The 24,588-nt window shown below is 66.8% G+C and carries 23 protein-coding genes and 1 riboswitch; of the genes, 8 read left to right on the top strand and 15 right to left on the bottom strand.

The features are described 5' to 3' along the window. Positions 1-64: 64 nt before the first annotated feature. Positions 65-586, bottom strand: coding sequence for a hypothetical protein (locus KPL74_03590; GenBank protein QWT21102.1), 522 nt, complete (start codon positions 584-586; stop codon positions 65-67). A 103-nt stretch (positions 587-689) separates the two neighbouring features. Between KPL74_03590 and KPL74_03585 the strand changes: the two genes are divergently transcribed. Then, positions 690-1,070 (top strand): hypothetical protein, encoded by a 381-nt coding sequence (locus KPL74_03585; protein ID QWT21101.1) that lies wholly within the window; start codon positions 690-692, stop codon positions 1,068-1,070. Here KPL74_03585 and KPL74_03580 read toward each other — a convergent pair. Then, the gene (locus KPL74_03580) at positions 1,067-1,741 is read right to left on the bottom strand and encodes an NAD(P)H-binding protein (protein QWT21100.1); all 675 of its coding nucleotides are present in this window, start codon (positions 1,739-1,741) and stop codon (positions 1,067-1,069) included. The genes KPL74_03585 and KPL74_03580 overlap by 4 nt on opposite strands. 179 nt (positions 1,742-1,920) lie before the next feature. Between KPL74_03580 and KPL74_03575 the strand changes: the two genes are divergently transcribed. Then, complete coding sequence (locus KPL74_03575) at positions 1,921-2,427, top strand: type II toxin-antitoxin system HigB family toxin (protein ID QWT21099.1); 507 nt, start codon at positions 1,921-1,923, stop codon at positions 2,425-2,427. Positions 2,428-2,431: 4 nt separating this feature from the next. Here the strand turns inward: KPL74_03575 and KPL74_03570 are convergent, their stop codons facing one another. From KPL74_03570 to KPL74_03535, 8 genes are all read right to left on the bottom strand, one after another. Then, the gene (locus KPL74_03570) at positions 2,432-3,253 is read right to left on the bottom strand and encodes a DUF4349 domain-containing protein (GenBank protein ID QWT21098.1); all 822 of its coding nucleotides are present in this window, start codon (positions 3,251-3,253) and stop codon (positions 2,432-2,434) included. Between the two features lie 62 nt (positions 3,254-3,315). Beyond that, on the bottom strand, positions 3,316-3,639 hold the full coding sequence (locus KPL74_03565) for a hypothetical protein (GenBank protein QWT21097.1): 324 nt from the start codon (positions 3,637-3,639) through the stop codon (positions 3,316-3,318). Next, positions 3,636-4,211: a sigma-70 family RNA polymerase sigma factor gene (locus KPL74_03560; GenBank protein QWT21096.1), complete on the bottom strand. Its 576-nt coding sequence runs from the start codon at positions 4,209-4,211 to the stop codon at positions 3,636-3,638. The genes KPL74_03565 and KPL74_03560 overlap by 4 nt, the downstream gene beginning before the upstream one ends. Then, positions 4,204-4,575 carry a hypothetical protein gene (locus tag KPL74_03555; protein ID QWT21095.1) on the bottom strand — a complete coding sequence of 124 codons (372 nt, stop codon included), beginning with the start codon at positions 4,573-4,575 and terminating at the stop codon, positions 4,204-4,206. Before KPL74_03555 ends, KPL74_03560 begins: the two co-directional genes overlap by 8 nt. Positions 4,576-4,588: 13 nt before the next feature. Then, complete coding sequence (locus KPL74_03550; protein QWT21094.1) at positions 4,589-6,109, bottom strand: beta-lactamase family protein; 1,521 nt, start codon at positions 6,107-6,109, stop codon at positions 4,589-4,591. A gap of 127 nt (positions 6,110-6,236) precedes the next feature. Then, entirely contained in the window at positions 6,237-8,042 is a 1,806-nt protein-coding gene (locus KPL74_03545; protein QWT21093.1) for an RICIN domain-containing protein, read from the bottom strand. Positions 8,043-8,285: 243 nt separating this feature from the next. Further along, the gene (locus tag KPL74_03540) at positions 8,286-8,906 is read right to left on the bottom strand and encodes a hypothetical protein (GenBank protein ID QWT21092.1); all 621 of its coding nucleotides are present in this window, start codon (positions 8,904-8,906) and stop codon (positions 8,286-8,288) included. A gap of 14 nt (positions 8,907-8,920) precedes the next feature. Continuing rightward, entirely contained in the window at positions 8,921-9,706 is a 786-nt protein-coding gene (locus KPL74_03535; GenBank protein QWT21091.1) for a suppressor of fused domain protein, read from the bottom strand. Positions 9,707-9,778: 72 nt separating this feature from the next. Between KPL74_03535 and KPL74_03530 the strand changes: the two genes are divergently transcribed. Then, positions 9,779-10,876 carry a DUF4272 domain-containing protein gene (locus KPL74_03530; protein ID QWT21090.1) on the top strand — a complete coding sequence of 366 codons (1,098 nt, stop codon included), beginning with the start codon at positions 9,779-9,781 and terminating at the stop codon, positions 10,874-10,876. On the opposite strand, the gene KPL74_03525 is transcribed toward KPL74_03530, so the two are convergent. Further along, complete coding sequence (locus KPL74_03525) at positions 10,855-11,400, bottom strand: TetR/AcrR family transcriptional regulator (GenBank protein QWT21089.1); 546 nt, start codon at positions 11,398-11,400, stop codon at positions 10,855-10,857. The genes KPL74_03530 and KPL74_03525 overlap by 22 nt on opposite strands. A 180-nt stretch (positions 11,401-11,580) precedes the next feature. Here KPL74_03525 and KPL74_03520 point away from each other — a divergent pair, with 180 nt between their 5' ends. The 4 genes from KPL74_03520 (at position 11,581) to KPL74_03505 (ending at position 17,213) form a co-directional block, all read left to right on the top strand. Further along, positions 11,581-12,312, top strand: a complete 732-nt coding sequence (locus tag KPL74_03520; GenBank protein ID QWT21088.1) for an SDR family oxidoreductase — start codon at positions 11,581-11,583, stop codon at positions 12,310-12,312. 178 nt (positions 12,313-12,490) lie between these two features. Then, positions 12,491-12,585, top strand: a riboswitch (glycine riboswitch). A 41-nt stretch (positions 12,586-12,626) separates the two neighbouring features. Further along, entirely contained in the window at positions 12,627-15,491 is a 2,865-nt protein-coding gene (gene gcvP, locus KPL74_03515; GenBank protein QWT21087.1) for an aminomethyl-transferring glycine dehydrogenase, read from the top strand. A 181-nt stretch (positions 15,492-15,672) separates the two neighbouring features. Continuing rightward, positions 15,673-16,338 (top strand): carbonic anhydrase, encoded by a 666-nt coding sequence (locus KPL74_03510; GenBank protein QWT21086.1) that lies wholly within the window; start codon positions 15,673-15,675, stop codon positions 16,336-16,338. Next, positions 16,335-17,213, top strand: a complete 879-nt coding sequence (locus KPL74_03505; GenBank protein ID QWT21085.1) for a hypothetical protein — start codon at positions 16,335-16,337, stop codon at positions 17,211-17,213. The genes KPL74_03510 and KPL74_03505 overlap by 4 nt, the downstream gene beginning before the upstream one ends. Positions 17,214-17,760: 547 nt before the next feature. Here the strand turns inward: KPL74_03505 and KPL74_03500 are convergent. Beyond that, a complete protein-coding gene (locus KPL74_03500; GenBank protein ID QWT21084.1) occupies positions 17,761-18,180 on the bottom strand; it encodes a DUF2778 domain-containing protein in 420 nt (139 codons plus the stop codon). A 485-nt stretch (positions 18,181-18,665) separates the two neighbouring features. Here KPL74_03500 and KPL74_03495 point away from each other — a divergent pair, with 485 nt between their 5' ends. Continuing rightward, positions 18,666-21,068 carry a GH92 family glycosyl hydrolase gene (locus tag KPL74_03495; protein ID QWT21083.1) on the top strand — a complete coding sequence of 801 codons (2,403 nt, stop codon included), beginning with the start codon at positions 18,666-18,668 and terminating at the stop codon, positions 21,066-21,068. A 180-nt stretch (positions 21,069-21,248) separates the two neighbouring features. On the opposite strand, the gene KPL74_03490 is transcribed toward KPL74_03495, so the two are convergent. The 3 genes from KPL74_03490 to KPL74_03480 form a co-directional block, all read right to left on the bottom strand. Then, positions 21,249-23,573 (bottom strand): heavy metal translocating P-type ATPase, encoded by a 2,325-nt coding sequence (locus tag KPL74_03490; GenBank protein QWT21082.1) that lies wholly within the window; start codon positions 23,571-23,573, stop codon positions 21,249-21,251. Beyond that, positions 23,570-23,986 (bottom strand): heavy metal-responsive transcriptional regulator, encoded by a 417-nt coding sequence (locus KPL74_03485; GenBank protein ID QWT21081.1) that lies wholly within the window; start codon positions 23,984-23,986, stop codon positions 23,570-23,572. Before KPL74_03485 ends, KPL74_03490 begins: the two co-directional genes overlap by 4 nt. Before the next feature lie 95 nt (positions 23,987-24,081). After that, positions 24,082-24,561, bottom strand: coding sequence for a DUF417 family protein (locus KPL74_03480; GenBank protein ID QWT22571.1), 480 nt, complete (start codon positions 24,559-24,561; stop codon positions 24,082-24,084). Positions 24,562-24,588 lie beyond the last annotated feature (27 nt).

The raw sequence follows: 24,588 nt of genomic DNA, 5'->3' as shown, positions 1-24,588 counted from the left end.
ATAAGACAAAGCCTCGCAGCGATGCGGGGCTTTGTTGTTTCCGGGGTTTGAAAGCCGGAATCGGTCACGGATCGGTCGATTGAGTCGGTGCAATCCAGCACCCCGTCCCCGACAATGCCGCCCATACCCACTCGCAAGGATGCACTCGATGACCGTGGCAAGAACTGCTCGTGAGCTGGTCGGCGCCGTTGCCGGCGCAGGCTTCGTCGCCGCCGTGGCCGTGCACGTCGCCGCGCTCGCAGGCATCGATGTCGCCAGCCGGTTTCCTGCCGTATGGGGACTGCACATCGGCATCTTCGTCGTCTTCCTTCCCTTCGTGTTCATCGTCAGGAAGGAACAGGCGGCCAGTTTCTCGCTGCTCACCATTGCGCGTGCCCTGCCCCCGTGGGTCGCCACGGTAGGGGCTGGCGTCTTCGTCTACGCGCTGGTGAACTTCGCCGTGTCGATGATTGCCATGCAGGGAGGCCATGCGACGGCACAGGGCAACGAGTTCGTGCTGCTCGACCACGGCCACGTCGTGCGCAAGCTGACGCAAGCCGAGTTCAGCGCATTCAACGCTACCCAGTTGCGCGCGTTCTCGGGCCACTGGATGCTGTTCTACTACGTGCCGGCCGCTTACTTCCTGTTCTACCGCCCCGCGCCTGCGCCGGATAAGGCCAGCGATACCGCCACATCGCTATTATGGGCGGATGACCGAGCCCAACGCCCCCGACACGCACGATACGCCGCCCGAGCTCAGCGCCGAGGCCTTTGCGCTACTGGGCCAGGCGGCGACGGCCCGCGCCGCCATGGATCGCGCCGCGCGCGACACCACCACGGCAGCCGACGAGCTGCGGCGTTACGCCAAGTTCTCGAAGCCGGGCCAGCCATCGGCCCACATCGTCCAGTTGCGCCAGCGTCAGGCGACGGCGCGGATCGACTCCGCCAGGGCAAAGCAGGCCTTCCTGAAAGCCGCGCAAGGTTTCGTCCACGCAAGCGGCCAGCTGGTCCCACCGCGCGTCACGCTCGAGGGCTTCGTGCTCGGATGGATCGAACGCCTCGGCGTCCCCGCGTCCGACAGCGCCGGCTAGCCCTGCCGCGACAGGCGACGCATGTCGGCGTTCTCGAAGTATTCGACGCCACTGCCCGCCAACCCGCGCCTGAATTCAGCCAGGAACGCGCGCCCGATATCGTCCTGCTCGATCGTGCCGAACCGGCCAGGCACCAGCTTGCCCAGCCATGCGACGTAACCCGGCGTGTGGATGTTGCCCGCGATGATGCCCGGCCGGAATATCGCCACCCGCTTGAAGCCGACGGCTTCGATCGCCTCTTCCTTCAGGCCCATGACGCGCACGTAGCGGAAGCGGCTCTTCGACGTCGAGCCGACGGCCGAGAGTAGCGAGAAGTGGGTGATGCCACCGGCGTGGCACCCCCGGGCGAATCCACCGACGACGCCGATTTCCAGCGCCTTCAGCTCGTCTTCGCTCCATTTCATGCTGCCTGCGCCCACCCCAACGCATGAGGCGGCGTACACCGGGTCGCCGTGGGCGAGCATGGCTTTCGCGATCGTGGCGATCTCGTCGGGGAATCCTGGCGCCGACGTATCCAGCGTGACCTGGCGGATCCGGTCGTCGCCAAAGACCGGAATGTCGCGCCGGTTGACCATGACCGCTTCCACGCAGGCCGAATCGGCAACCAGCGCCCGCATCACGGCGGCGCCCACCTGCCCCGTGCCACCGATGATCAGAACCCGGAACGCCATGGCTGGCCTCACGCGCGTGGAGTGAGTGTCCATCGTATACGGATCTGACATAGCGTGGGCAATAGCTCACACGCAAACCGCATATCGTCAGCGGACTCCTACGCCCACCTTCGGCGTCCGCCGATATTCGCCAGCAGAGCCACACGGCACATTAACGCTCCTAACGGCGGGAGCAGCATGTGCGTGTGACAGGAAGTGGCCTGCTAAAGGCTTTTTCGCAGAGTTATCCCGACGCTAACGCGGCACTGGAAACGTGGCGAGAGCATATGCGATCGCGCCCGTTCACCAGCTTCTCCGATCTTCGCTCCATGTTCGGAAGCGTCGATGTCGTTGGCAATCGTTTCGTATTCGATATCCGTGGCAACCGGTATCGACTTATCACCGGCATTGATTTCACACGACAATGTTGCTGCGTCAAAGCCGTCCTCACGCACGCTCAATACGACCGGAGACAGTGGATGAAGCAGGCCATGATCAAGGAGGCGCCCGTGGACACCTGGGTTCAACCCGATTTCCTCGCCGACCGGCGACCGCTTTCGACGCATGCCGAATACGACCTCGCCATGAGCGTCATGGATAATCTGATCGAGCACGGTGCCATGCACGAGGCGCACCCCAGCAACAGCCTTTATGCGACGCTCTTCGACATCATCCATGACTTCGAAGAGGTGCACTTCCCGCCCTGATCCATCACCGCGGCGTTCGCCACCGGCGCGTCGCCTTGCGCCACAGCCAGTACCACAGCAGGGCGAGCGGGAATCCCAGGATCAGGAACGGCAGGCCTTGGGCGAGCGCGGACAGCGCGCCCTGCAGGCCTTCGATCATGTCGTCCAGCAAGGAGTCGCCGAGGTCGGAGAAGCCGAGGCGGTTTGCATGGACACGCGGATCGCTGTAACTGATGCGCAGCTCGTTGGTATCGAGGCGATGTTTCTGTTCGGCGGCAGTGTTTTCCAGCGCACGGCGTTTCTGCGCCACCTCAGCCTGCTCGTGGCTGACCGTCAGCAGGTCGCTGACACCGAGATCCTTGCGCGCGGCAATGTCGTCGAGCCGCTTCGCGTACGCTTCCAGTTGATCCCGATCACGCTGTGTATCGTGGACGGCCTGGGAAATGTCTTCCGCCGAGGTACGGCGCGAGGCGACCTTGCCGCCCTTCGAGCCAAGGGACGTCAACCCCTCGACGCCGTCGGGGACGATCCGCACGGTGATCGAGCCACTAGCGTCGCTTTCGTCCACCGCGAGCAGGTTGCATGCGCCGAAGGTCGCATCGAGACAGGCTTTGCGCACCGCATCGATGCGTGCCGGGATCGCTTCCGCCGGCAATCGCACGTCCATCCAGTGCGAATACGCCAGCAGCGCTTCCTGCTTCGCCTTCTGCCCGGCCATCGGGGCGCTGCTCATCGGGGGGTGCTTCGAGCATCCCGCCAGCGCCATCGCGGCAACCATCGTCCAAACGATCCAGCGCTTCATCATTCCCTGACTCCCCTTGGTTGACCGCACGATGCCATGGCGCATGCTTGCTGGCTAGCCTGCCCCGGGCCCGGCCCATCCACGCGGCGCCCGGCGACGAGGAAACCTCAGCGGTCCTCCAGCTCGAACAACGACCACGTCATCGCAAGCACCGCCATCACGACCATGCATCCCGCCACCACCACGACGCCCGCCGAGAGCCGGCCGGCCATGAGGTCGTGCCAGGCGCCCCGCCACAGCGGCACCTGCTGCAAGCTGAGGAAGCAGGCTACCCCACCACCAGCGACACCGGCCAGCAGCGGCCATGCCGCGCGGCGTGGTTTCCGCGTAGGGATGCGCGGCATCAGCCGGTCGACGAAGCCGTCGTCCGCCACGGGGCCATCGAACGCCTGCCGCAGCAGGGCATCAATCGAATCGTCAGGGTGATTCATGGTGAAGACTCCTCGCTTTCATTCGGACGCCATGCGGCAAGGTGCTCCCTGAGCCTGGCCTTGCCGCGCAACACATGGGTTTTCACCGTGCCGAGCGGCAAGTCGAGCACATACGCCGCTTCGTCATGGCTAAGTCCCATTTGCACGCAATGCACCAACACGGCCTGCTCCGGCGCGGACAGGTGACGCATGGCCCGGGCCAGGTCGAGTCGCAGGTCGAGGTCATGCGCGGGCGCCTGTGCATGCTCCATCGCCGCGTCGGAGGCGTCGGGATCCACCACCGATGACTTCCTGCGCGACTGCAGGAAACAGGTATACGCAACGCGATACACCCACGTGGAAAACTTCGCCTGCTGGCGGAACTGGTCGAGCTTGCGCCACACCAGCAGGAAGGTCTCCTGTGCGATGTCGTCGGCCGCGGCCATGTCACCGTGGCATAGCCGGCCGAGCTGCGCGCGGACCATGCCCTGGTGGCGTCGCACCAGTTGCTCGAACGCGCGACGGTCGTCGCCCAGCAGCACGCGGGCGACGAGCGCCTGGTCGATGCGCGACCCGGCGTCGCTGTCAGCCACGCGCGTTGCCGCGCCAGTTCAGCCACCAGCTGGCGAGGTAGCCAAGTCCCGTCATCAAGGGCAGCAGGCCCAGGCCCCACAAGCTGCTCAACGCCTGGCCGTTGTCGAAGTGGCCGGGAAGCACGAGCACGGTAAGACTGATGCCGACACCGGCACCGATCAGCACAAGCGCCCGGCGGCGTTCGGAGAACGGCGCACTGGCTTCCGTCACCAATTCCGGCGGCAAGGCGACACCCTTGTCGGCGAGTGCCAGCAAGGTGCGATAGCGCGCCTGGGTCTGCACATAGCGGTAACGCATGGCGATCAGGACGATGAGCACCGGCGCGGCCATCGTGATGAGGGGAATGATCAGGAAAGCTTCCATGGTCGTGCTCCGTTCAAGGCGTCTGGGTAGGGGTGGAAGCCGGGGGCAGGCTCGCGAGCAGGTCGGCGATGTGTTCGGCGAGCATCCAGGTTTCCGACGGCCCTTCGTTACTGGTGATGGCGATCGCGGCGTGGGCATTCCACACCATCTGCAGGCTAGCCGTGGTCCCCTCGATGCCGCCGGCATGGCCACGCACGTGATCGCCGTGCGATGGGCGATCGCCAAAGCCGGCAGCATACGCACCCGGACCCGCCGGCACTTCGTCGGCGAACATCTTATCGAGGGTCGCGCCCTTGACCAGCCTGCCGTCGCGCAGCGCGCCGGCGAAACGCAGGAGATCGGCATTGGTGGCATATCCGCCACCGGCCGGGCCGCCCTTCACGCCCAGCTTCGACCAGGCGGGTTTCCACTGCGACGCGAACACGCCGTCGCGGTAGTAGCCCACGGCAAGCTTCGGGGTCACTTCGTCGAGGCGATCGAAGCCGGTGTCGTGCATCCCCGCCGGCGTGAACACGTGTCGTTGCACATAGTCTTCGTAGCGCTCGCCGGATACGTTCTCGACGATGCGCCCCAGCAGCATGTAGCCCGCATTGCTGTAGATCCATTGCTTGCCGGGCGCGGCCTGCACGGGTTGCTTCGCGATCAGGCCAAGGTAGTCGCGCGGTTCCAGGTAGGCCTCGCTGTGCTGCAGATACCCAGGCACGAGGAAGTCGCCCAGGCCGGCGGTGTGGTGGAGCAACTGCCATACGGTGATGTGCCGCGCCGCGACTTGATCCGGATACTCCGGGACCAGCTCCGCCAGCGTCGCGTCCCACGACAGCTTGCCCGCCTCGACCAGCTGGGCGATCGCCACGGCGGTGAACATCTTGTCCAGCGATCCGACGTGGAAGCGCGTCGTGGCATCGATCGGAACGGCGAAGTTTCGTTCGGCGAGGCCGCGGCACGCGTTGAAGACCGTGTTGCCGGCCTGCACCACGGTGACGCAGCCGGAAAAATCCGCCGTGGCAACGAGCTTTTCCAACGTCGCGTGCAGCAACGGCGCGATGGCCGCGGGCGAATCGACCTGTTTGGGCCAACCCGCGTACAGCGCCGGATCGTCCATCGGGGCGACGCCGGCCTGGCCCAGCTGGCCAGGGTGGGACGGATCGGCCATCAGGAAGAACAGGCCGAGCTTGTTCGCATGCCCTGCCCTGACGACGAGTTCGAGCAGGCCAGGTCGCCGTGGATCGGTCTGCACGTCGAACACGTCGTAGTGCTCGCCACGGCCGACCGCCTTGACCAGGTTTGCCACGAGGTCATCGCGATCCTCCCTGGACAGGGACGCTGCGAGGACGCCTGACAGCCACTGCTGCATCTGCGTCGGGTTATCGGTATTCAGGTGCTGGACGAGCTCGCCGGCGATGCTGCCCACCGGGGTGGCGGGCAGCGCAGTGCTGGTGGCGAATGCTGCCGACGATGCACAACAGGCCGCCAGCGCCATGGCGGCTAGTGCCAGCGGCCTTCTTTTGCGTGGTGCGCGATACGAACGATTCATGGATCCTGCCCCTGTTCCAACGTGGCTGTGCCGGGACGCCACCGAAGGGCGGCGATCCCGGTCTCAGGGGCTTGGATGCGGTGACGCGGGTGTTTGGATTCAAGCACCCGCGCGATCGGACGATGCGTCAGATGCCGGCACGCAGGATCACCGGGGTCCAGCGCTGGGTCGTGCCCACGGCGCCGAAGTCATCCGACCACTGGCGGGGAACGTGTCCGGCCTGGCGTCCGAACGGGGCGGGTACCAGCTCGCCTTCGATCGGTGCCTTCGGATAGCCTGCCCACGGCTTCAGCGCGGGATGGTGCGGGTTCACCGGCACGTCGTCGAACTGGGCGGACTCGACGAAGAAACGCGCCCCGTTGCCATCGACGTGCAGCCGATGGCGTTTGTCGCCATAGCCGCTGTGGATACGGTCCGCCCGCCATTCCCACACCTGGGTATTGTCCAGCGAGCACCGGGCCATGCCGAGACGCTTGCTATCCACATTGGCTTCGAGGCAACGACCGTCGGCGCGATTCATGTAACGCCCCTCGCTGTCGAGCCCCCACATCTGCCCGCGATCGGCCTGGTCGCAACGTGCCATGACGACCTCGCCCTCGCGTTGCGCGAGGCAGGCGCCCGCGGCGTCCGCCGAGCGCAGCAACACCGTCGTCTCGCGGGTAAGGAAGGGATGGCCCAGGTCGATGTCGATCGACGCCTGGTGTGACGTCTCGCGCTGGGTCTCCGCGTGTTTCCACTCGGTGGCGTCCCACCACCATTTTTTTTCGTTCAAATCGTATCCACCGCTGACGGTGACCCGTGCCATGCCTTCGTAGTCGCCGGGCAGCTCCCACGTCGACGAGGTCGCCAGGCTCGCGCTGCGCATCATCGGGGTCATCTTCTTTTCGGTCAGGTCGACGCCATCCACACGGGGCCGTTCGACCAGGACGTGCTTCAGGCTGGGATCGATCAGCGCGCTCCATACCACGTGCGACCCTTGCGCGTTGGTCGAGGCGTCGAGGCTGTAGTCGTGGAAGCGGAATTTCAGTTCCTCGCCCACCTCGCGCTCGAACGACGCGGACAGGTTGAAAGGCAGCTTCGCCGCGAGCCCGGCATCCGGATTGCCGTCTTCGGAAACCGCGTTGCCAAGGCTGCCACCGAAGGTCACTTTGCTGCGGTTGGTCTCGGTTTTCTCGAATTCCGTGCGCTGGTCGCTCTTGGGCAGGAAGCTGACGAGAGCCGGCGCGGTATCGTCCGTGGTAACCGCGTGCCTGACGACATAGCGCCACGGCAGGTAGGCCGCGGACAGGTTCCGTCCCTCGGCATGCCCGTTATCGATGCCGGCACCCGCGGGACGGATCACCGGCCATGCCTCGACATGGATTTCCTTGTCGTCTTCGTTCACGGTCGACGAGCGGTAGACGGTGACCGTCCACGTGCCGGTCATCTCGTCGGAGCCCGAGGCGAGCGTACCCTCGTGGACGCGCAGCATGGGCAGGCCTGCGGGTAGCTCGTCGCCGTTGGCGGCACCCGCGATGGCGCGCGTGCCGACAATGGCGGCAGCTTGCCGCTCGAAGGCACCGAAGGCGCGTTGCGTCGCCGCCGTCCAACGAGGTGTCCAGCCCGTGCTGCCCTCGGGCTGGCGAAGGATGGTCAGGGCACCCTCGCTACCCCGCATGAAAATCGCATCGCCGATGGCCGGAGCCGCGCCGAACGCGCGGGTCACCGCGGCGCGATCGCCCTCGCCGATACGAACCAGCAGGGGTCGCCCGGCGGCGAAATGCTGCATGGCCTCGGCGCGCCGCTCGGTGGTAGCGGCAAGGTCGGCGGCATCCACCTGCATCAGGTGCGCGCTCTCGTTGGGCGGTGCCGTCGTCGCATGCGCGGTGGCGCATACCAGGCAAAAGCTGACGGCGGCGGTCAGGGCATGGCGCTTCAGTGCGTCGGACTTCATAACGTCTCCTTGTTGGTATGTCCGGGGCGAAACATACCGATCGCTGACAGCGATGCACTGAGACGAAACTCACCGCGCCCGGGTGGGCGCGGTGTGGGATGCAGCGACGTTGCGTGCCGTTGGCCGAACATGCGCAGGTGGAACCGCGCGCATGGCGTCGCCATGACGTCCCATTCCGACACGGCGACGCGGCGTACACCTACACGGATTCGGGTAATCGGCGACCCGCGATGCTGCCAGCCGTTACATCCGCCAGACCCGCGCCGAGCCCTTCACCGTCCAGGCCTTGCCCTTCTCAAGGTAGACATACCGCCCTTCCGAACCCTCCAGGTTGGCGTTCCAGCGGACGATGCCTACGTAGATCAGGGCCCGCTTGCCGTCGGCCGAGATGGCGGGGCGCGACATGTAGAAGGCGAATTCGGGATCTCCCGATGTCTTCTTGCCGCCAGGTGCGGCGGCGACGTATTGCGGTACGTCGGTCGGCAGCGCCTGGTCGATCGGCGACGAGACCGCCACCTCCCGCATCAGCTTCTGCCTTAGCTCACCCGCCACCGTGGGCAATTGGGCCTGCACAGCATCCATCACCTCGTCGGCCGTAGCGCTGGCCACGCGCATGCCACTGCAACCGCCGACATCGAATCCGATGTCGGCGGACGGGTTGCAGGCAAACGTGGCCGTGCGCGTCCCGAGCAGGACGATTTTCTTCGCGTCGGATGGGTACGTATCGCGCAGCACCGCTGCCGCCACGGCGTAGGCGTCCGCGGAAAGGCCCGGCGCCGCCGTGGCTGCCGCCGCCATGCCAGGCCACGCGCCGGCCAGGCCCACGCCGACGATCCACGCGCCCGTGCGAAATGCGTTTGTCATGTTCCTCTCCCTGGTCAGATGACGGACGCGCGTGCGCGTTCGCTGAATTGCCCTACCCCTGCGGCCACGAGGCGATCCAGCAGCGCGCCGCGCCCGTGCTCCTTCGACCACAGCATTTCTTCTTCGGTGATCACGGTGGCCACGATCAGCTCCATGCGTCCGTTGGGCAGCGCGACGCCGTCCGGAAGTGGCAACACGGCCTTCGAGAACAGCAGGTGGCCGTAGTCGTGGGTGCCGATGCGCACGCTTTCCACCGTCAGGCCGTCGTACTGGCGCACGCGAGCGAGGATGCCCGCATCGCCGGCGAGTTCGGCCTGGGCGGCCCACTGCAGGATCCACAGCGGCCACTGCGCGTTCTCGCGGGCCAGCACCAGCAACTCATAGCCATAACCGGCGCTGCCCTCCGGTGCCTCGGCGCGCACCTTGGCGACGAGCGCGGCCGACGACTGCGTCACCCTGCCCTGGTCGTCATGGTTGACGGCCACGTTGGATGCCGCGACTTCCGTCGGCATGTCGGGGTTGGTGAAACCAAACGTGGTGTAGGCCCATGCGCCGGGTGCGAGCCGTTCGGCGGGGATGACGAAGAGACCGCCCCCGGGCCACACGCCGAACATGTGTCCGATCTTCAGGATGTCGTCCGGCAAGGGTCCGACATGGTCTTCATAGAAGCGCGCACGCGCCGCATAGACCTCCTGCCAACGTGCCTCGGCGGGATCCACGGCGGGCGTCGTTGCCGCCGACGGCGACCCGTCCCCGTTTTTTCCCAGCGCCGAGCGCAGCTTGTTCCAAAGCTTACCCATCTCCCCTCCCATGGTGGATGTCACACGCCCGTGTATCATCGCGCAAATCTCGCGCAAACAGTGCAGGACGCCATGTTCAATCGCCTGAAATCCCTTCTTCGCGGCAACGCGCCCGCGGCGGGCACCGAGGATACGCCTGGCAACGGCGGCGGCCTCTACAACGTCTACGCTACGACCAGCCCCCTGCCAGCCCTTGCGTTCACGCATGCGATCGCTGGCCAGCGCGACCTCGACGACCCCGCACTGCGCGAACACCTCGGTGGCTTCATCGGCTACGTGTTGAGCCGCGGCGACGGCCAGATGACGCGCACGCGCTATCACCTGATGCGCCATCTCCAGCGCGTGCGCCACCACGTCAGCCTGCGCGTTCCCGATGCGTCGATGGACGCCTTCGCGGCGTGGGCGGCGCAGGCCAACGCCGTGGTCTTCGTCGAAGACGGTAGCGTGCGCGATGCGTTTGGGCGGGTGTTGATCGATGGCCAGGGTGCCGGCGACGACGGCGCGAGCGTGCCCCATCCGGCCGATGCGTGGCAGCGCAAGGCCGCCGGCGATGCGTGGCTGGCCGGCCAGGGCATTCGCGTGCCCGAGAGCCTGCCGCCGGTGATCGGTGGCGACGAAGTGCGCTGGCGTTCGGCCGCCGAGGTGGCCGGCCGCATCGCTGCCCTGCTCGTCGTCAGCACTTACGCCGAAAGCGTGCGCGAAAACGAACGGCTCGACCTCGGCATGGTACGCGAGCGCCTGCCCATGGCCTTCGACCACCTTTCGACGGATGAGCTCGCTTTCCTGGAAGCCGCCGAGCCCGACGACAACGCGGTGAACCAGTTCGGCTGGCGTTACGAAAGCCTCGCCCTGCTTGCCTGGGCGGCGGGCATCTGGCCCACGCTGGGCGGCGCCGATGCGATCTGCGACGTGGCCACGCTCAGCGGCACCGTGCTCGATACCGTGACGCCTGAGTGGCAACGGCAGGCCCGGCTACGCCCTGCCGGCGAGATCCTCGACGCGCTGGACAGGATCTATCGCCTGCACTGGGCCACGCGCGAGGCGGAACTGGGGCGTCGCGAACCGGTCCCTGGCGTGATCCCCGGCGTGGTGGTCGAACGGCACCATGCATTGAACTGGCTGGTCCGCTTCGAGGACGCCGACTGGGATCAGGTCGACACGCCGACCTGACGCGACGCCGCCAGCAGGTAAGCGCGGCACATCACCGGCAGTTCGGCGCGGAGCATCGCGAGTGACTTGGGCGACGCATCGTTTTCGAGGACGGCACGCACGGTGCCGGTGAGCATCGTGCGCAGCGCGAGGGTCACGTGGCCGACGTCGTCGAAGCGTGCGTCGGCCGCCGTGGCGAGCAGGCGCGCGATGGCGTCGTCGCAGCGGCGGACGATGTCGTCGATGAGGCGGGAGGTCTCCAGTTCCGCGGCGACGATGTAAAGCGCCTGGGAACCGGGAAGGTGGCGCATCTTGGCATCGAGGTACGCCTTGCTGAGGCCATCGGCCATCCCGGCCAGCGGCGCGCCACGGAAGCGCTCGGCCGCCGCCTCGATCGCCACGGCGACATCCTCCAGATAATCCTCCAGCACTGCGTAGAGCAAGGCTTCCTTGTGCGGGAAGTACTGGTACATCGTGCCCACGGAGACGCCGGCCCGGCTGGCCACCCGCGTGGTGGTAAGGCCGGCGACGCCATCGGCGCGCAAAACCTGAATCGTTGCCTCGAAAATCGCCTCAACCGTGGCCGCCGAGCGGGCCTGGCGTGGGGTTTTCCGGGGTTTTAGCGCGTCTGTAGGGGCTACCGGCATATGCGAATGTAAAAGGCCAATGGGGGTACCTAGATCAAGGGATGGGGCTACCCCTCTCTTATTCAACAAGGAACCGCCATGAATCAGCCAGACCACGTCACCCTCATCACCGGTGCCAACAAGGGCATCGGCCTGGAAGTGGCCCGCCAGCTGGGCAAGGCCGGCCATCGCGTGCTGCTCGGCGCCCGCGACGCCGGTCGCGGCCAGGCCGCGGAAGCCACGCTGCGCGGCGAGGGCCTCGACGTTCGCTTCATCCCGCTGGACCTTGCCGACACGGCCTCGCTGGCGAAAGCCGCGGCCGACATCGAGGCCAACGAAGGCCGCATCGACGTCCTGATCAACAATGCGGGCGTCGCGCTGGAAGGCGACGGCAATGCCTCCGGCGCCAACCTGGATGCGGTCAAGCGCACCTTCGACACCAATTACTTCGGCACGGTGGCCGTCACCCAGGCCCTGCTGCCGCTGGTGAAGAGAGCCTCGTCCGGCCGCGTCATCAACGTCTCCAGCCGGCTCGGCTCGATCACCTACAACGCCGATCCGGCCTGGGAATACGCCGCGGTGAAGATGATCGGCTACAACGCCTCCAAGGCCGCCCTGAACATGTTCAGCGTGATCCTCGCCGACGAGCTGAAGGACACCGGCATCACCGTCCACGTCGCCTGCCCGGGCTACACCGCCACCGATCTCAACGGCAACAGCGGCCCGCAGACCGTGGAAGAAGGCGCCGAGGAGATCGTCCGCCTGGCCTCGACCGCCAACCCGGCGCCGAGCGGCTCGTTCACCGGCCGCGAAGGCCCCGCCCCCTGGTAACCCCCCTGTAGGAGCGCGCCTGCGCGCGATTTTGTGTACCGGTGCCCAAGGATGGGCGCCTACACAGCGCTGGCATGGCCTGTATAATCGACGCCCTACCGTACGGTGGGAGAAGCGGATGGACCCGCTGCCGAAGGCGCAACGCCCGTAATCGCTCAGGCTCCCATACCACCGCGCGAGACATCACTCTGGAGAGACCGGTTCGATCCGGCGCCGAAGGTGCAAGGGGTACCCCACCCCCAAACTCTCAGGCAAAAGGACAGAGGGGCGCCCCACGTGCCGGCACGGCACGTATTTCCGGACGCCTCTACGCCATGAAAACCACCCCCTCGCTGCGTGATCTCGAGAACCACGGCGCGTTCATCGAGCGCCACATCGGCCCGAATGACGCCGAGATCGCCGAGATGCTCACCGTCGTCGGCCACGGCTCGCTCGATGCGCTGACCGACGCCATCGTCCCCGGCTCGATCAAGTCGCCGGCCCCGCTCGCGCTGCCCCGCGCGGTGACCGAGGAAGAGGCGCTGGCCAAGATCCGCAAGGTGGCCGACCGCAACCAGGTGTTCCGCAGCTTCATCGGCCAGGGCTACTACGGCACGCTCACGCCGAACGTCATCCTGCGCAACGTGCTCGAGAACCCGGCGTGGTACACGGCGTACACGCCGTACCAGGCGGAGATCTCGCAGGGCCGCATGGAAGCGCTGATCAATTTCCAGACCATGGTCACCGACCTGACCGGCATGGACATCTCCAACGCGTCGCTGCTGGACGAAGCCACCGCCGCCGCCGAAGCGATGACCCTGGCCAAGCGTTCGGCCAAGTCGAAGTCGAAGGTGTTCTTCGTCTCGAAGGACGTCCATCCGCAGACCATCGAAGTGCTGCGCACGCGCGCCGATGGCGTGGACATCGAAGTCCATGTCGGCGACGACGCCGATGCCGGCAACGTCGACAGCTTCGGTGTGCTGCTGCAGTACCCGAACACCTTCGGCCGGATCAACGACTACAAGGCACTCGCCGACGCGACCCATGCCCGTGGCGGCATCGTCTGCGTCGCGACCGACCTGCTCGCGCTCACCCTGATCGCCTCGCCGGGCAGCTGGGGCGCGGACATCGTCGTCGGCAACACGCAGCGTTTCGGCGTGCCCTACGGCTTTGGTGGCCCGCACGCCGCCTACCTTGCCTGCCGCGACGCCTATAAGCGCTCGATGCCGGGCCGCCTGATCGGCGTGTCCATCGACACCGAGGGCAAGCCAGCCTACCGCCTCACCCTGCAGACCCGCGAGCAGCACATCCGCCGCGAGAAGGCGACCTCGAACATCTGCACCGCGCAGGTGCTGCTCGCCGTCATGGCCAGCATGTATGCCGTCTACCACGGTCCGGAAGGCCTGGTCCGCATCGCCCGTCGCGTCCACCGCATGACGGCGATCCTCGCCGGCGCGCTGGGCAAGGCCGGCGTCGCCGTCGGCAACCAGTACTTCGACACGCTGCACGTCACCGGCGTCGATGCGAAGGCGCTGCACGCCAGTGCGGCCGCCGCGTCGATCAACCTGCGTGCGATCGACGCGTCGTCGGTCGGCATCAGCCTGGACGAAACCACCACGCGTGCCGACATCGCCGCGCTGGCCACGCTGTTCGGCGCCGACGCCAGCGACATCGACGCACTGGACGCGGCTACCGCCGACGCCCTGCCGTCGTCGCTCGTGCGCGCGATCGACTTCCTCCAGCACCCGGTGTTCAACACGCACCACAGCGAGCACGAACTGCTGCGCTACCTGCGTGGCCTCGCCGACAAGGACCTCGCGCTCGACCGCACGATGATCCCGCTCGGTTCGTGCACCATGAAGCTCAACGCCACCGCGGAGATGATCCCGGTGACGTGGCCGGAATTCGCCAACATCCATCCGCTGGCCCCGGCCGACCAGGCCCAGGGCTACAAGCAGCTGATCGACGAACTCGAAGCGATGCTGGTCGAGTGCACCGGCTATGACTCGGTCAGCCTGCAACCCAACTCGGGCGCCCAGGGTGAATACGCCGGCCTGCTGGCGATCCGCGCCTACCACCGCTCGCGCAACGAAGGCCATCGCGACATCTGCCTGATCCCGGAATCGGCGCACGGCACCAACCCGGCTTCCGCGCAGATGTGCGGCATGACGGTCGTGGTCACCCGTTGCGATGCGAACGGCAACGTGGACGTCGACGACATCCGCGCGAAGGCGGAGAAGTACGCCGATCGCCTCGCCGCGATCATGATCACCTACCCCTCCACGCACGGCGTGTTCGAGGAAGACGTGGTCGCCATCTGCGACATCGTGCACAAGCACGGCGGCCAGGTGTACACCGACGGCGCGAACATGAATGCGCTGGTCGGCGTCGCCAAGCCGGGCAAGTGGGGTTCGGACGTCTCCCACCTCAACCTGCACAAGACCTTCTGCATCCCGCACGGCGGTGGTGGCCCGGGCGTCGGCCCGTGCGCCGTGAAGTCGCACCTGGCACCGTTCCTGCCGCGCACCTTCGGCGGCGAAGGCGAGGTGGGCATGGTCAGCGCGGCCTCGTTCGGCTCGGCCTCGATCCTGCCGATCTCGTGGATGTACATCACGCTGATGGGCACCGAAGGCCTGCGCAAGGCGACCCAGGTCGCCCTGCTCAACGCCAACTACATCGCCAAGCGCCTCGCCCCGCATTACGAGACGCTGTACACCGGCCGTAACAGCCTGGTGGCGCACGAGTGCATCCTCGACCTGCGCCCGCTCAAGGACGCCACCGGCGTGGGCGCGGAAGACGTCGCCAAGCGCCTGATCGACTTCGGCTTCCACGCACCGACGCTGTCGTTCCCGGTGGCCGGCACGCTGATGGTCGAGCCGACCGAAAGCGAATCGCAGCACGAGCTGGACCGCTTCATCGACGCCATGATCCAGATCCGCGAGGAAATCGCGGCGGTGGAAGATGGCCGCCTCGACCGCGAAGACAACCCGCTGCGCAACGCCCCGCACACCGCGACCATGGTGACCGGCACCGAGTGGAACCACGCCTACCCGCGTGAACTGGCCGCCTTCCCGCTGCCGTCGCTCAAGCTCGCCAAGTACTGGCCGCCAGTCTCCCGCGTCGACAACGTCTACGGCGACAAGAACGTGATGTGCGCCTGCATCCCGATCGACGCCTACAAGGAAGACGCCGAGGCCTGATCCCCCTCGACCCTGTAGGAGCGCGCCCGCGCGCGATGGCCCGGTCCCCGCACCGCCCCATCGCGCGCAGGCCGCCCCGCCATTCCATACCGCCGCGCATTCCCCCCGCCCCCGTTTGGCATAAACTGCTCCCCTTAAGACCGCCCGGCGCCTTGCTGGCGGCATATTCCAAGGTGAGCACATGACCCAGGAAACCCCGCGCGACGACAGCCTGCTGGGCTTGCTCAAGGGCGTCGAGGACTTCAGCGCCAACGTCTTCCCCGAGACGCAGGAACTCTTCAGCGAGCTGGCCGAAGGCCAGAGTCCGCATACCCTCTTCATCACCTGCGCGGATTCCCGCGTGGTGCCGGAGATGATCACCCAGACCCAGCCGGGCGACCTGTTCGTCTGCCGCAACATCGGCAACATCGTGCCGGGCTATGGCGAGATGCTCGGTGGCGTGTCCGCCGTGGTCGAATTCGCGGTCGCCGTGCTGCACGTGCGCCACGTGGTCATCTGCGGCCACAGCGATTGCGGTGCCATGAAGGGGCTGCTCAACCCGGAATCGACCAAGGCCCTGCCGACGGTCGAAGCCTGGCTGCGCAACGCCGCGGCCGCCAAGAGCGCGGTCTTCGCACGCAAGGTCGAAGGCCCGGAGCTGCTGAAAGCGGTAACCCAGGAAAACGTCCGCCTGCAGCTCGCCCACCTGCGCACCCATCCGGCCGTCACCGCCGCGCTGGCCAACAAGGCCATCACGCTGCAGGGCTGGGTGTACGACATCGGCGACGGCACCGTCGCGGTGCTCGACCAGGCCCACGACGCGTTCATCCCGCTAGCCGAGGCGATCAAGCGAGAGCACAAGGCGTGATCCTGCCGGGGCGGGCACACGTCGGCCACATCCTGCGTTACGTCGGCAGGCCGCTGGGCCTGCTGTTCGCGTGGGACGTCGCGGTGACCGCCTTCTGGCTCTACGCGCACCCGCGCTGGACCGCCGAGTTCCCCGCCCTGCCGATCACCCTGCTCGGCTCGGCCATCGCCGTCTACCTGAGCTTCCGCAACACCACGGCCTACGCGCGCTGGTGGGAAGCTCGGACCTTGTGGGGCGCGATGGTCAACGCCTCGCGTACGCTGGCGCGCGAGGTGCTCACCCTGCTGCCCGAGCGCGAACAGGCCGTCGCCATCGTCCATCGCCAGGTCGCCTACGTGCACGCCCTGCGCCTGCACCTGCGCCGCCAGGCCCCTTGGGACGAGCTGTCCGCGCGCCTGCCGGCCGACGAGGTGGAACGCCTGCGCCGGGTGGCCAATATTCCCAACGCGATCCACGGCCGCACTGGCGAGCTGATCGCTGCGGCGAAGCCCGAGCCGGTGCTGATGCCCGCGCTCACCCGCACGATGGCCGATATCTCCAATGCGCAGGGCGGCATGGAGCGGATCAAGAACACGCCGTTGCCGCAACAGTACGCGACCTATCCGGCGATCTTCACCCATGGTTTCTGCCTGCTGCTGCCGGTGAGCCTGGTCGAGACGCTGGGCTTGTGGACACCGCTGGGCTCGACGGTGGCCGGTTTCCTGTTCCTCGCGTTGCTGCAGATCGGCAACGATATGCAGAATCCGTTCGAGAACCTCGACGACGACGTGCCGATGACGACCCTCACCCGCGCGATCGAGATCGACCTGCGCGACGCACTCGGCGAGCCGCACGGCCTCTCCCCCGTCCAACCCACCGACGGCATCCTCTCGTAGGAGCGCGCCTGCGCGCGATTGGGTCCTGCTGTTCCATCCGAATTTCCCGCGGCGCTCGGGCGTGGTCGCAGGACCAGCCCTCGGCGGCCACCCTCGCTGCTCAGACAGGTCCTCCGCGTTCGACAAGGTTGGCCGCAGCCGCGGCCCATGTATTTGATTGCCCTACGGGCGCTCTCTTGTGCGGAACTCGCCTCGAGGGTGGCCGCCGAGGGCTGTTCTCCAACGTTGCCGGAAGTCTTGTGTGTAGGAGCGCGCCTGCGCGCGACCGAATTCGCCAGACGACGGGATCATCGAAGGAATGCGTACCTGAAGGCCCACCAGGCAACGCCGACGGAGACGTGGAAGACAATCGTCCAGCCAATCGCCCACGCGATCAGATGCAAGTCCTCCCCCGCGCCGGCAGAGACTGGCCAAAGGGTTTCAGTGACGAGTCCAACAAGCTCCAGTCGCATGGGCGGCCATGGACCGAGTATCTCTCGCACGATGAGCATCGCCGCAGCGAAGCAACCGCACCAGAGGACCAGCAAAACGCCGCGTATGCACCGTTTCACGAGACGATCAGCCGCCCGTACGTCGTCACGTCGCTACCGGGGATCGGATGGACTTTCGCGTCCAGGATGATTTTTCGAAGGCGCACGAAATCCATGAAGAACGGCAGGGTCACGCAGCCGATGCTGCCGCCAGAGCCCGTTGCCGGGTGCAGGCGGAAACGCCCGCGCATGATCTGATCGCAAAACATTTCATCGTCGATCGCGTCGTCCGCGGGATACAGCGCAAACCACACGTCCTTCTTGAGATACGGATCAAGCGCTGCGGATAGACCTCCCGAAAGCCGATCAACGGTGTAATACGTCCCGACGGGGATTGGGCCCAACCCGGGAAGGCATTGTGCAGACCATTTGTTGATGTAATTGCCGTTTCCGGAGAACGCTGGAAAGCTGTTCGACCCCACCACCAGTGTGCTCATGTCGAGGCCATTGAGAGAAAAACGACAGTTCAGCAAGACGCACCTTCACATCGAAAAAAGGGCGCGCATGATTCCACAGTCCTGACCGACCAGGGATGAGAAATCCGGACAATTCAAAGTCAGCAACACCAACGAACGTTCGAGCACCGCACCCCACCCGCCACGACCTGCAAGAACAGCCCTCGGCGCCCACCCTCGAGGCGAGTTCCGCACAAGAGAGCGCCCGTAGGGCAATAAGTACATGGGCCGCGGCTGCGGCCAACCTTATCGAGCGCGGAGGACCTGTCTGAGCAGCGAGGGTGGGCGCCGAGGGCTGGTCCTGCGACCACGTACGAGCGCCGAGGGTGTCCGCGACCACGCCCGAGCGCCGCGCGCCCCCACGCAAGGCCCGGGATGTTGCGGCGCAGCTATGACCTTTGGGACACGACACCGGGTGCCCCAGCGATTTCAATCGATATAAATCCCGTTGCCGTGGAGGCTACCCCTTGCGCGCGTTCCAGCCGATCGTCCTTGCCGCCGCCCTGTTCCCCGCCCTGGCCGGCGCCGCTACCGCGCCCGCCGACGCGGTCAATCCGATGATCGGCACGACCAACGGGGGCAACGTCTTCCCGGGAGCCGTGGTGCCCTTTGGCATGTTCCAGTTCACCCCCGAAGCCTCGCCGCTACCGGGCAAGAAATCGCCGATCGCCGCGCCGGGCGGCTACGAATACCGCGCCGACGCCATCCGCGGCTTCGCCCTCACCAACGTCGAAGGCTGGGGCTGCGGTGGCGGCTCGGGCGATGTACCGATCATGCCGATCACCGAAGACGTCAGCGTGTCGCCCAGCTCCGACTTCCGCCATGCCTACGCATCGAAGTTCAGCCACGACAAGGAAACCGCGAAGGCCGGGCATTACCAGGTCGCGCTGGAGAACGGCGTCACCGCCGACCTCACCGCCGCCCTGCACAGCGGCGCCGCGCGCTTCGCGTTCCCCGCCGGCAAGCCCGCGAATATCCTCGTCCGCGCCTCCGATTCGGAAGTCGGCTCGGAAAACGCCACCGTCAACGTCGACAAGGCCAACCACCGCATCAGCGGCTCGGTCACCAGCGGCAACTTCTGCGGCTACATCGACAAGGCCGACCGGCATAGCTACTACACCGTCCACTACGTCATCGAGTTCGACCAACCGTTCGCCAGCACGGGCACGTGGAAGGACACGACCGTCACGAAGGGCGGCACGAAGAGCGAAGGCGGTTCTGGCTACGGCGACAAGGGCTGGCCGAAGGAAGGTAACGGCTCGGGCGCCTGGGTCGGCTTCGCCAAGGGTACGAAGGACGTGAACATCCGCGTCGGCATCTCGTACACCAGCGCCGCTAATGCGCAGGCCAACCTCGACGCCGAAGTGCCCAGGGGCACGGCGTTCGAGACCGTGCGCGACAACGCCGTCGCCGCGTGGAACAAGCAGCTGAACCGCATCGAGGTGGAAGGCGGCACGCCGGACCAGCGCACGGTGTTCTACACCGCGCTGTACCACGCCTCGATGACGCCGAACGTCTTCAGCGACGTCAACGGCGAATACATGGGCTTCGACCAGCAGGTGCATAAGGTATCCGGCACACAGAAGGCGCAGTACGCGAACTTCTCCGGCTGGGACGTGTATCGCTCACAGCTGCCGATGGTGACCTGGCTCGACCCGAAGACCGGCAGCGACATCGCGCAGAGCCTGTACAACCAGGCCCAGCAGAACAAGGGCGTGTGGGATCGCTGGACGCATAACAACGGCGCCACGCACGTGATGAACGGCGATCCGGCTGCCCCGTCGATCGCAGGCATCTATGCGTTCGGCGGCAGGGACTTCGACGTCAAGGGTGCGTTCGCCTCGCTGGTCCATGCCGCCGACAACCCGACCGACCTCGACAAGTCGATGGATGGCTGCCCGGTGGAATGCGTCGGCCAGCGTCCCGGCCTCGAACAGTGGCTGAAGCTGCATTACATCCCGGTCGGCGCACCGGCGTGGGGCCCCGCGGCCGACACGCTGGAGATCGTCGCCGCCGAGTTCGCGCTGAGCGCGCTGTCCGATCGCCTCGGCGACAAGGCCACCGCCGATCGCTTCCTCGGCCGCGCGCAGTACTGGCGCAACCTGTGGGATCCGAAGGCCACGCCGGAAGGTGGCTACATCCGCAATCGCAACGCCGACGGTAGCTGGGCGCTGGTGAAGGACGACGACGACAAGGAAGCCCATGCGTTCACGCCGTCCACCGGCGACGGCTTCGTCGAAGGCAGCGCCGCGCAGTACGTGTGGATGGTGCCGTTCAACGTTCACGGCCTGTTCGAGGCGATGGGTGGCATGGACAAGGCACGCAAGCGCCTGGACGGCTATTTCTACCAGCCGGACGGCAAGTTCGCCGTCACCAAGTCCGGCCCGCTGCACGCCGAGCTCGACAACGAACCGTCGATCGGTGGCCCGTGGCTCTACAACTACGCCGGCCAGCCGTGGAAGACCCAGGAGCTGGTGCGCCGCGTGCTCGACACGATCTGGGTCAATGCACCCAACGGCATCCCGGGTAACGACGACCTGGGCGAGATGTCCTCGTGGTACGTGTTCGCTTCGCTCGGCATCTACCCGAACATTCCCGGACGTGCCGAGTTCATCGTCGGTAGCCCGATCTTCAGCAAAGCCACGATCCACCGCGAAGGCGGCGACGTGACCATCCTCGCGCCGAACGCCGGTGCCGGGAAACCCTATGTGCAGGGGCTGAAAGTCGACGGCAAGGCGAGCGACCGTTCGTGGCTGCCGGAAAGCTTTGCGACCAAGGGCGGCACGCTGGAGTTCGACCTGTCCGACAAGCCGAACAAGGCCTGGGCAAGCAAGGCGAAGGACGCACCGCCGTCGTTCGATCACAAATAATCCGGTACGCCTGGGCAAATGTAGGAGCGCGCCTGCGCGCGATGGTTTTTGGCAGCGTTGATTCGATGGCTTTTCGGATCGTTGATTCGATGGCTTTTCGGATCGTTGATTCGATGGCTTTTCGCATCGTCGCTTCGTTGGCCATCGCGCGCAGGCGCGCTCCTACATACATGGTCGGTGTCAGATCGCCGCTTTCCTTAGCCGCAGTGCATTGCCCACCACCGACACCGAGCTGAGGCTCATCGCCAGCGCCGCCACCATCGGCGACAGCGTGATGCCCAGGATCGGATAGAGCACGCCCGCGGCCAGCGGGACGCCGACGGCGTTGTAGACGAAGGCGAAGAACAGGTTCTGCCGGATGTTCTTCACCGTCGCTTCCGACAGGGCGCGAGCGCGGGCGATGCCGGCAAGGTCGCCCTTGAGCAGGGTCACGGACGCGCTCTGGATCGCGATGTCGCTGCCGTTGCCCATGCCGATGCCGATATCGGCGGCAGCGAGCGCCGGTGCATCGTTGACGCCGTCGCCGGCCATGGCGACCACCCTGCCCCCGGCCTTCAACCCGGCGACGATGCGTGCCTTGTCTTCGGGCGTCGCGCCAGCGTGGACATCGTCGATCGGCAAGGTGGAGGCCACCGCCTTCGCCGTGGCCGCGTTGTCGCCGGTCAGCATCACCAGGTGCACGCCCGCTTCGTGCAGCGCGTCCAGGGCGGGCCTGGTCGACGCCTTGATCCGGTCGGCAAACGACAGCACGGCCGCGAGCCGACCGTCGATCGCCACATACATCGCCGTCGCGCCCTTCGCCCGCCACTTCTCGGCGATGTCGCGACCCGCGGCGGCATCCACGCGCTCGTCGTCCATCAGGCGGCCATTGCCGACGGCGACGTCGTGGCCGTCGACACGCCCTGCCACGCCCTTGCCGACCATCATGCGGAAGCCGGCCACCTTCGGCGTCGCGAGGCCTTCGGCGTCTGCGGCTGCAACCACCGCGGCGGCCAGCGGATGCTCGCTTGGCCGCTCTACGGCGGCCGCGTAGGCCAGCACCTCGGCACGCTCGCGACCGAACACGCGCACATCGACGAGGGCAGGCTTGCCCTCGGTCAGGGTGCCGGTCTTGTCGAACACCAGGGTATCGACGTCGCGCAGGCGTTCGATCGCGGCCGCATCGCGGAACAGCACGCCGGCCTGCGCCCCCTTTCCGCTGGCGACCATGATCGACATCGGCGTGGCCAGTCCCAGCGCACACGGACACGCGATGATCAGCACCGACACGGCGGCGACCAGTGCGTGGCCGAGCACCGGCTCGGGGCCCACCAGCCACCACGCACCGAACGCGAGCAGCGCGGCGGCGACCACCGCCGGCACGAACCATGCGGCGACACGGTCGGCCAGGCGCTGCGACGGTGCACGCGAACGCTGCGCCTCGGCGACCATCGCCACGATGCGCGACAACACCGTATCCGCGCCCATGTGGTCCACGCGCATGGTCAGCGCGCCGTGCTGGTTGAGCGTGCCGCCGGTGAGACGGTCGTGCGCGCGCTTGACCACGGGCATGGACTCGCCCGTGAGCATGGACTCGTCGACATGGCTTTCGCCATCGAGGACGGTGCCATCCACCGGCACCTTCTCGCCGGGACGCACGCGCAGGTGGTCACCCTTGCGCAGGTGGTCGAGCGGGATATCGTCTTCGCGGCCATCCCTGTCGATGCGCCGGGCCGTCTTCGGCACCAGGCCGAGCAGGCCACGCAGGGCTTCACCGGTCTGCCGGCGGGCACGTAGCTCGAGGAAGTCGCCGAGCGTCACCAGCGTGACGATCACCGCCGCCGATTCGAAATAGACGTCCACATGCCCATGCATGTCGCGCATGCCCGGCGGGAACAGGCCGGGTACCAGCAGCGCCACCACGCTATAGATCCATGCCACGCCGGTGCCCAGCGCGATCAGGGTGTACATGTTCGGCGACCAGGGTCGCAGCGAGCGCCAGCCACGCGCGAAGAACGGCGCCCCACCCCACAGCACGACGACCGTGGCGAACGACGCCTCGCCCCAACGGGCGATCGCGTCCCACGGCGAGGGCCACGTCCAGCCGAACAGATGCGGACCCATCGCCACGAGGAACACCGGCAGCGTCAGCGCGAGCAAGCTGGCGAAACGGCGGGCCATGCCGCGCACTTCGCCGTCGTCATCGTCGAGCGACGGCATCGCCGGTTCCAGCGCCATGCCGCACTTCGGACACGACCCCGGGCCTTCCTGGCGCACGTCCGGATGCATCGGGCAGGTGTAGATTGTCCCCGGCGGCATCGGCGCTTCGGGTTCCTTCGGGCCGAGGTATTTCGCCGGATCGGCGATGAACTTCGTCCGGCAGCCGGCGCAGCAGAAGTGGTAGTCGTGGCCGTCGCGGGTGGCGTGGTGCGCGGTCTTCGCCGGATCGACGGTCATGCCACACACGGGATCCAGCGCGGCGACCGCTTCCGGTGCGGCGCCGTGCGAGCAGCAGGCGTGGCTCATGCCGTCGGCTCCCCCAGGGCCTTGAGGATCGGGCAATCCTCCGGGGCACCGTGGCCCGGGCAGGCCTCGACCAGTTCGGCCAGGCCATCGCGGACCCGCTGCAGCTCGGTGATCCGCTCGTCGATCGCGGTCAGGCGCGCGGCAGCGCGCTCGCGCACGCCCTCGACGCCGCCGTGGCGGTCGGCGGACAGGGCCAGCAGCTCGCGGATCTCTTCGAGGGTGAAACCCAGGTCCTTCGCCCGGCGGATGAAGCGCAGGCGGGAAACGGCCGAAGCGTCGTATTCGCGGTAACCGGACGGCCGGCGGCGTGGCTCGGGCAGCAGCCCTTCGCGCTCGTAGAACCGGATGGTGTCGATGGCGACGCCCGCCGTCTGGGCGATGCGGCCGATGGTGAGGGAGGCTTGGGTGGTCATGCGGGCAAGTCTAGACCCTTTATCTAGGTCCAGAGTCAAGCGGCAGGTGCCCGGTTGCCGGGGGCCCGGCTGCCTCCGCCCCGAACACCGCGATTTCAGCGCGCCGCGCCGCGCTTCCGCCTTATTGAGTTGACGAACAGCACCACCGACGCCGCGAGCAGGACGAGATCCTTCAAGAGGAACTGCCCGGGGGCAGCCGATATGGCCGGGAAGCCGCCTGCCGTGGCTTCGGCCACGCCCGGTGTCGACGCGAAGAACGTCAGGGTGATCGCGTAGGTAGCGATCGACATCGCCGCGCCCAGGGTGGAGAAGAACGGAAGGAAAGCGCCGATGATCAGCGCCGCGGCGGTGCACAACTCGATGACGCCGATCACATGGCTCTGGCCCTGGATGCCGAACGTGCCGAGCCAACTCATGATCGGACTGTTACCGATGAAGGGCGCGATGCCCCCTGCCTCGTAGGCCGTGAACTTCATGCCCCCGAACCACAGGAAGACGACGACCAGGGCCCAGCGGAGGAAGGCGAGTTCCCGTCGCTCTCGCTCCGCCACCACGAATTCGTAATCGTTGAGCATCGCCATGGTGTCGCTCCCTTTGCCGTG

The sequence above is a fragment of the Bacillus sp. NP157 genome (assembly GCA_018889975.1).
In the GTDB taxonomy this organism is placed as follows: Bacteria; Pseudomonadota; Gammaproteobacteria; order Xanthomonadales; family Rhodanobacteraceae; genus Luteibacter.
This window is presented reverse-complemented; position numbering and strand designations above follow the sequence as displayed.

Coding starts and splice junctions, on each gene's coding strand:
- KPL74_03490 (QWT21082.1), bottom strand. CDS start 23,573: ATGAGCCACGCCTGCTGCTCGCACGGCGCCGCACCGGAAGCGGTCGCC.
- KPL74_03570 (QWT21098.1), bottom strand. CDS start 3,253: ATGCGCCATGGCATCGTGCGGTCAACCAAGGGGAGTCAGGGAATGATG.
- KPL74_03480 (QWT22571.1), bottom strand. CDS start 24,561: ATGCTCAACGATTACGAATTCGTGGTGGCGGAGCGAGAGCGACGGGAA.
- KPL74_03530 (QWT21090.1), top strand. CDS start 9,779: ATGTTCAATCGCCTGAAATCCCTTCTTCGCGGCAACGCGCCCGCGGCG.
- KPL74_03540 (QWT21092.1), bottom strand. CDS start 8,906: ATGACAAACGCATTTCGCACGGGCGCGTGGATCGTCGGCGTGGGCCTG.
- KPL74_03580 (QWT21100.1), bottom strand. CDS start 1,741: ATGGCGTTCCGGGTTCTGATCATCGGTGGCACGGGGCAGGTGGGCGCC.
- KPL74_03555 (QWT21095.1), bottom strand. CDS start 4,575: ATGGAAGCTTTCCTGATCATTCCCCTCATCACGATGGCCGCGCCGGTG.
- KPL74_03520 (QWT21088.1), top strand. CDS start 11,581: ATGAATCAGCCAGACCACGTCACCCTCATCACCGGTGCCAACAAGGGC.
- KPL74_03510 (QWT21086.1), top strand. CDS start 15,673: ATGACCCAGGAAACCCCGCGCGACGACAGCCTGCTGGGCTTGCTCAAG.
- gcvP (QWT21087.1), top strand. CDS start 12,627: ATGAAAACCACCCCCTCGCTGCGTGATCTCGAGAACCACGGCGCGTTC.
- KPL74_03545 (QWT21093.1), bottom strand. CDS start 8,042: ATGAAGTCCGACGCACTGAAGCGCCATGCCCTGACCGCCGCCGTCAGC.
- KPL74_03550 (QWT21094.1), bottom strand. CDS start 6,109: ATGAATCGTTCGTATCGCGCACCACGCAAAAGAAGGCCGCTGGCACTA.
- KPL74_03485 (QWT21081.1), bottom strand. CDS start 23,986: ATGACCACCCAAGCCTCCCTCACCATCGGCCGCATCGCCCAGACGGCG.
- KPL74_03585 (QWT21101.1), top strand. CDS start 690: ATGACCGAGCCCAACGCCCCCGACACGCACGATACGCCGCCCGAGCTC.
- KPL74_03565 (QWT21097.1), bottom strand. CDS start 3,639: ATGAATCACCCTGACGATTCGATTGATGCCCTGCTGCGGCAGGCGTTC.
- KPL74_03500 (QWT21084.1), bottom strand. CDS start 18,180: ATGAGCACACTGGTGGTGGGGTCGAACAGCTTTCCAGCGTTCTCCGGA.
- KPL74_03535 (QWT21091.1), bottom strand. CDS start 9,706: ATGGGTAAGCTTTGGAACAAGCTGCGCTCGGCGCTGGGAAAAAACGGG.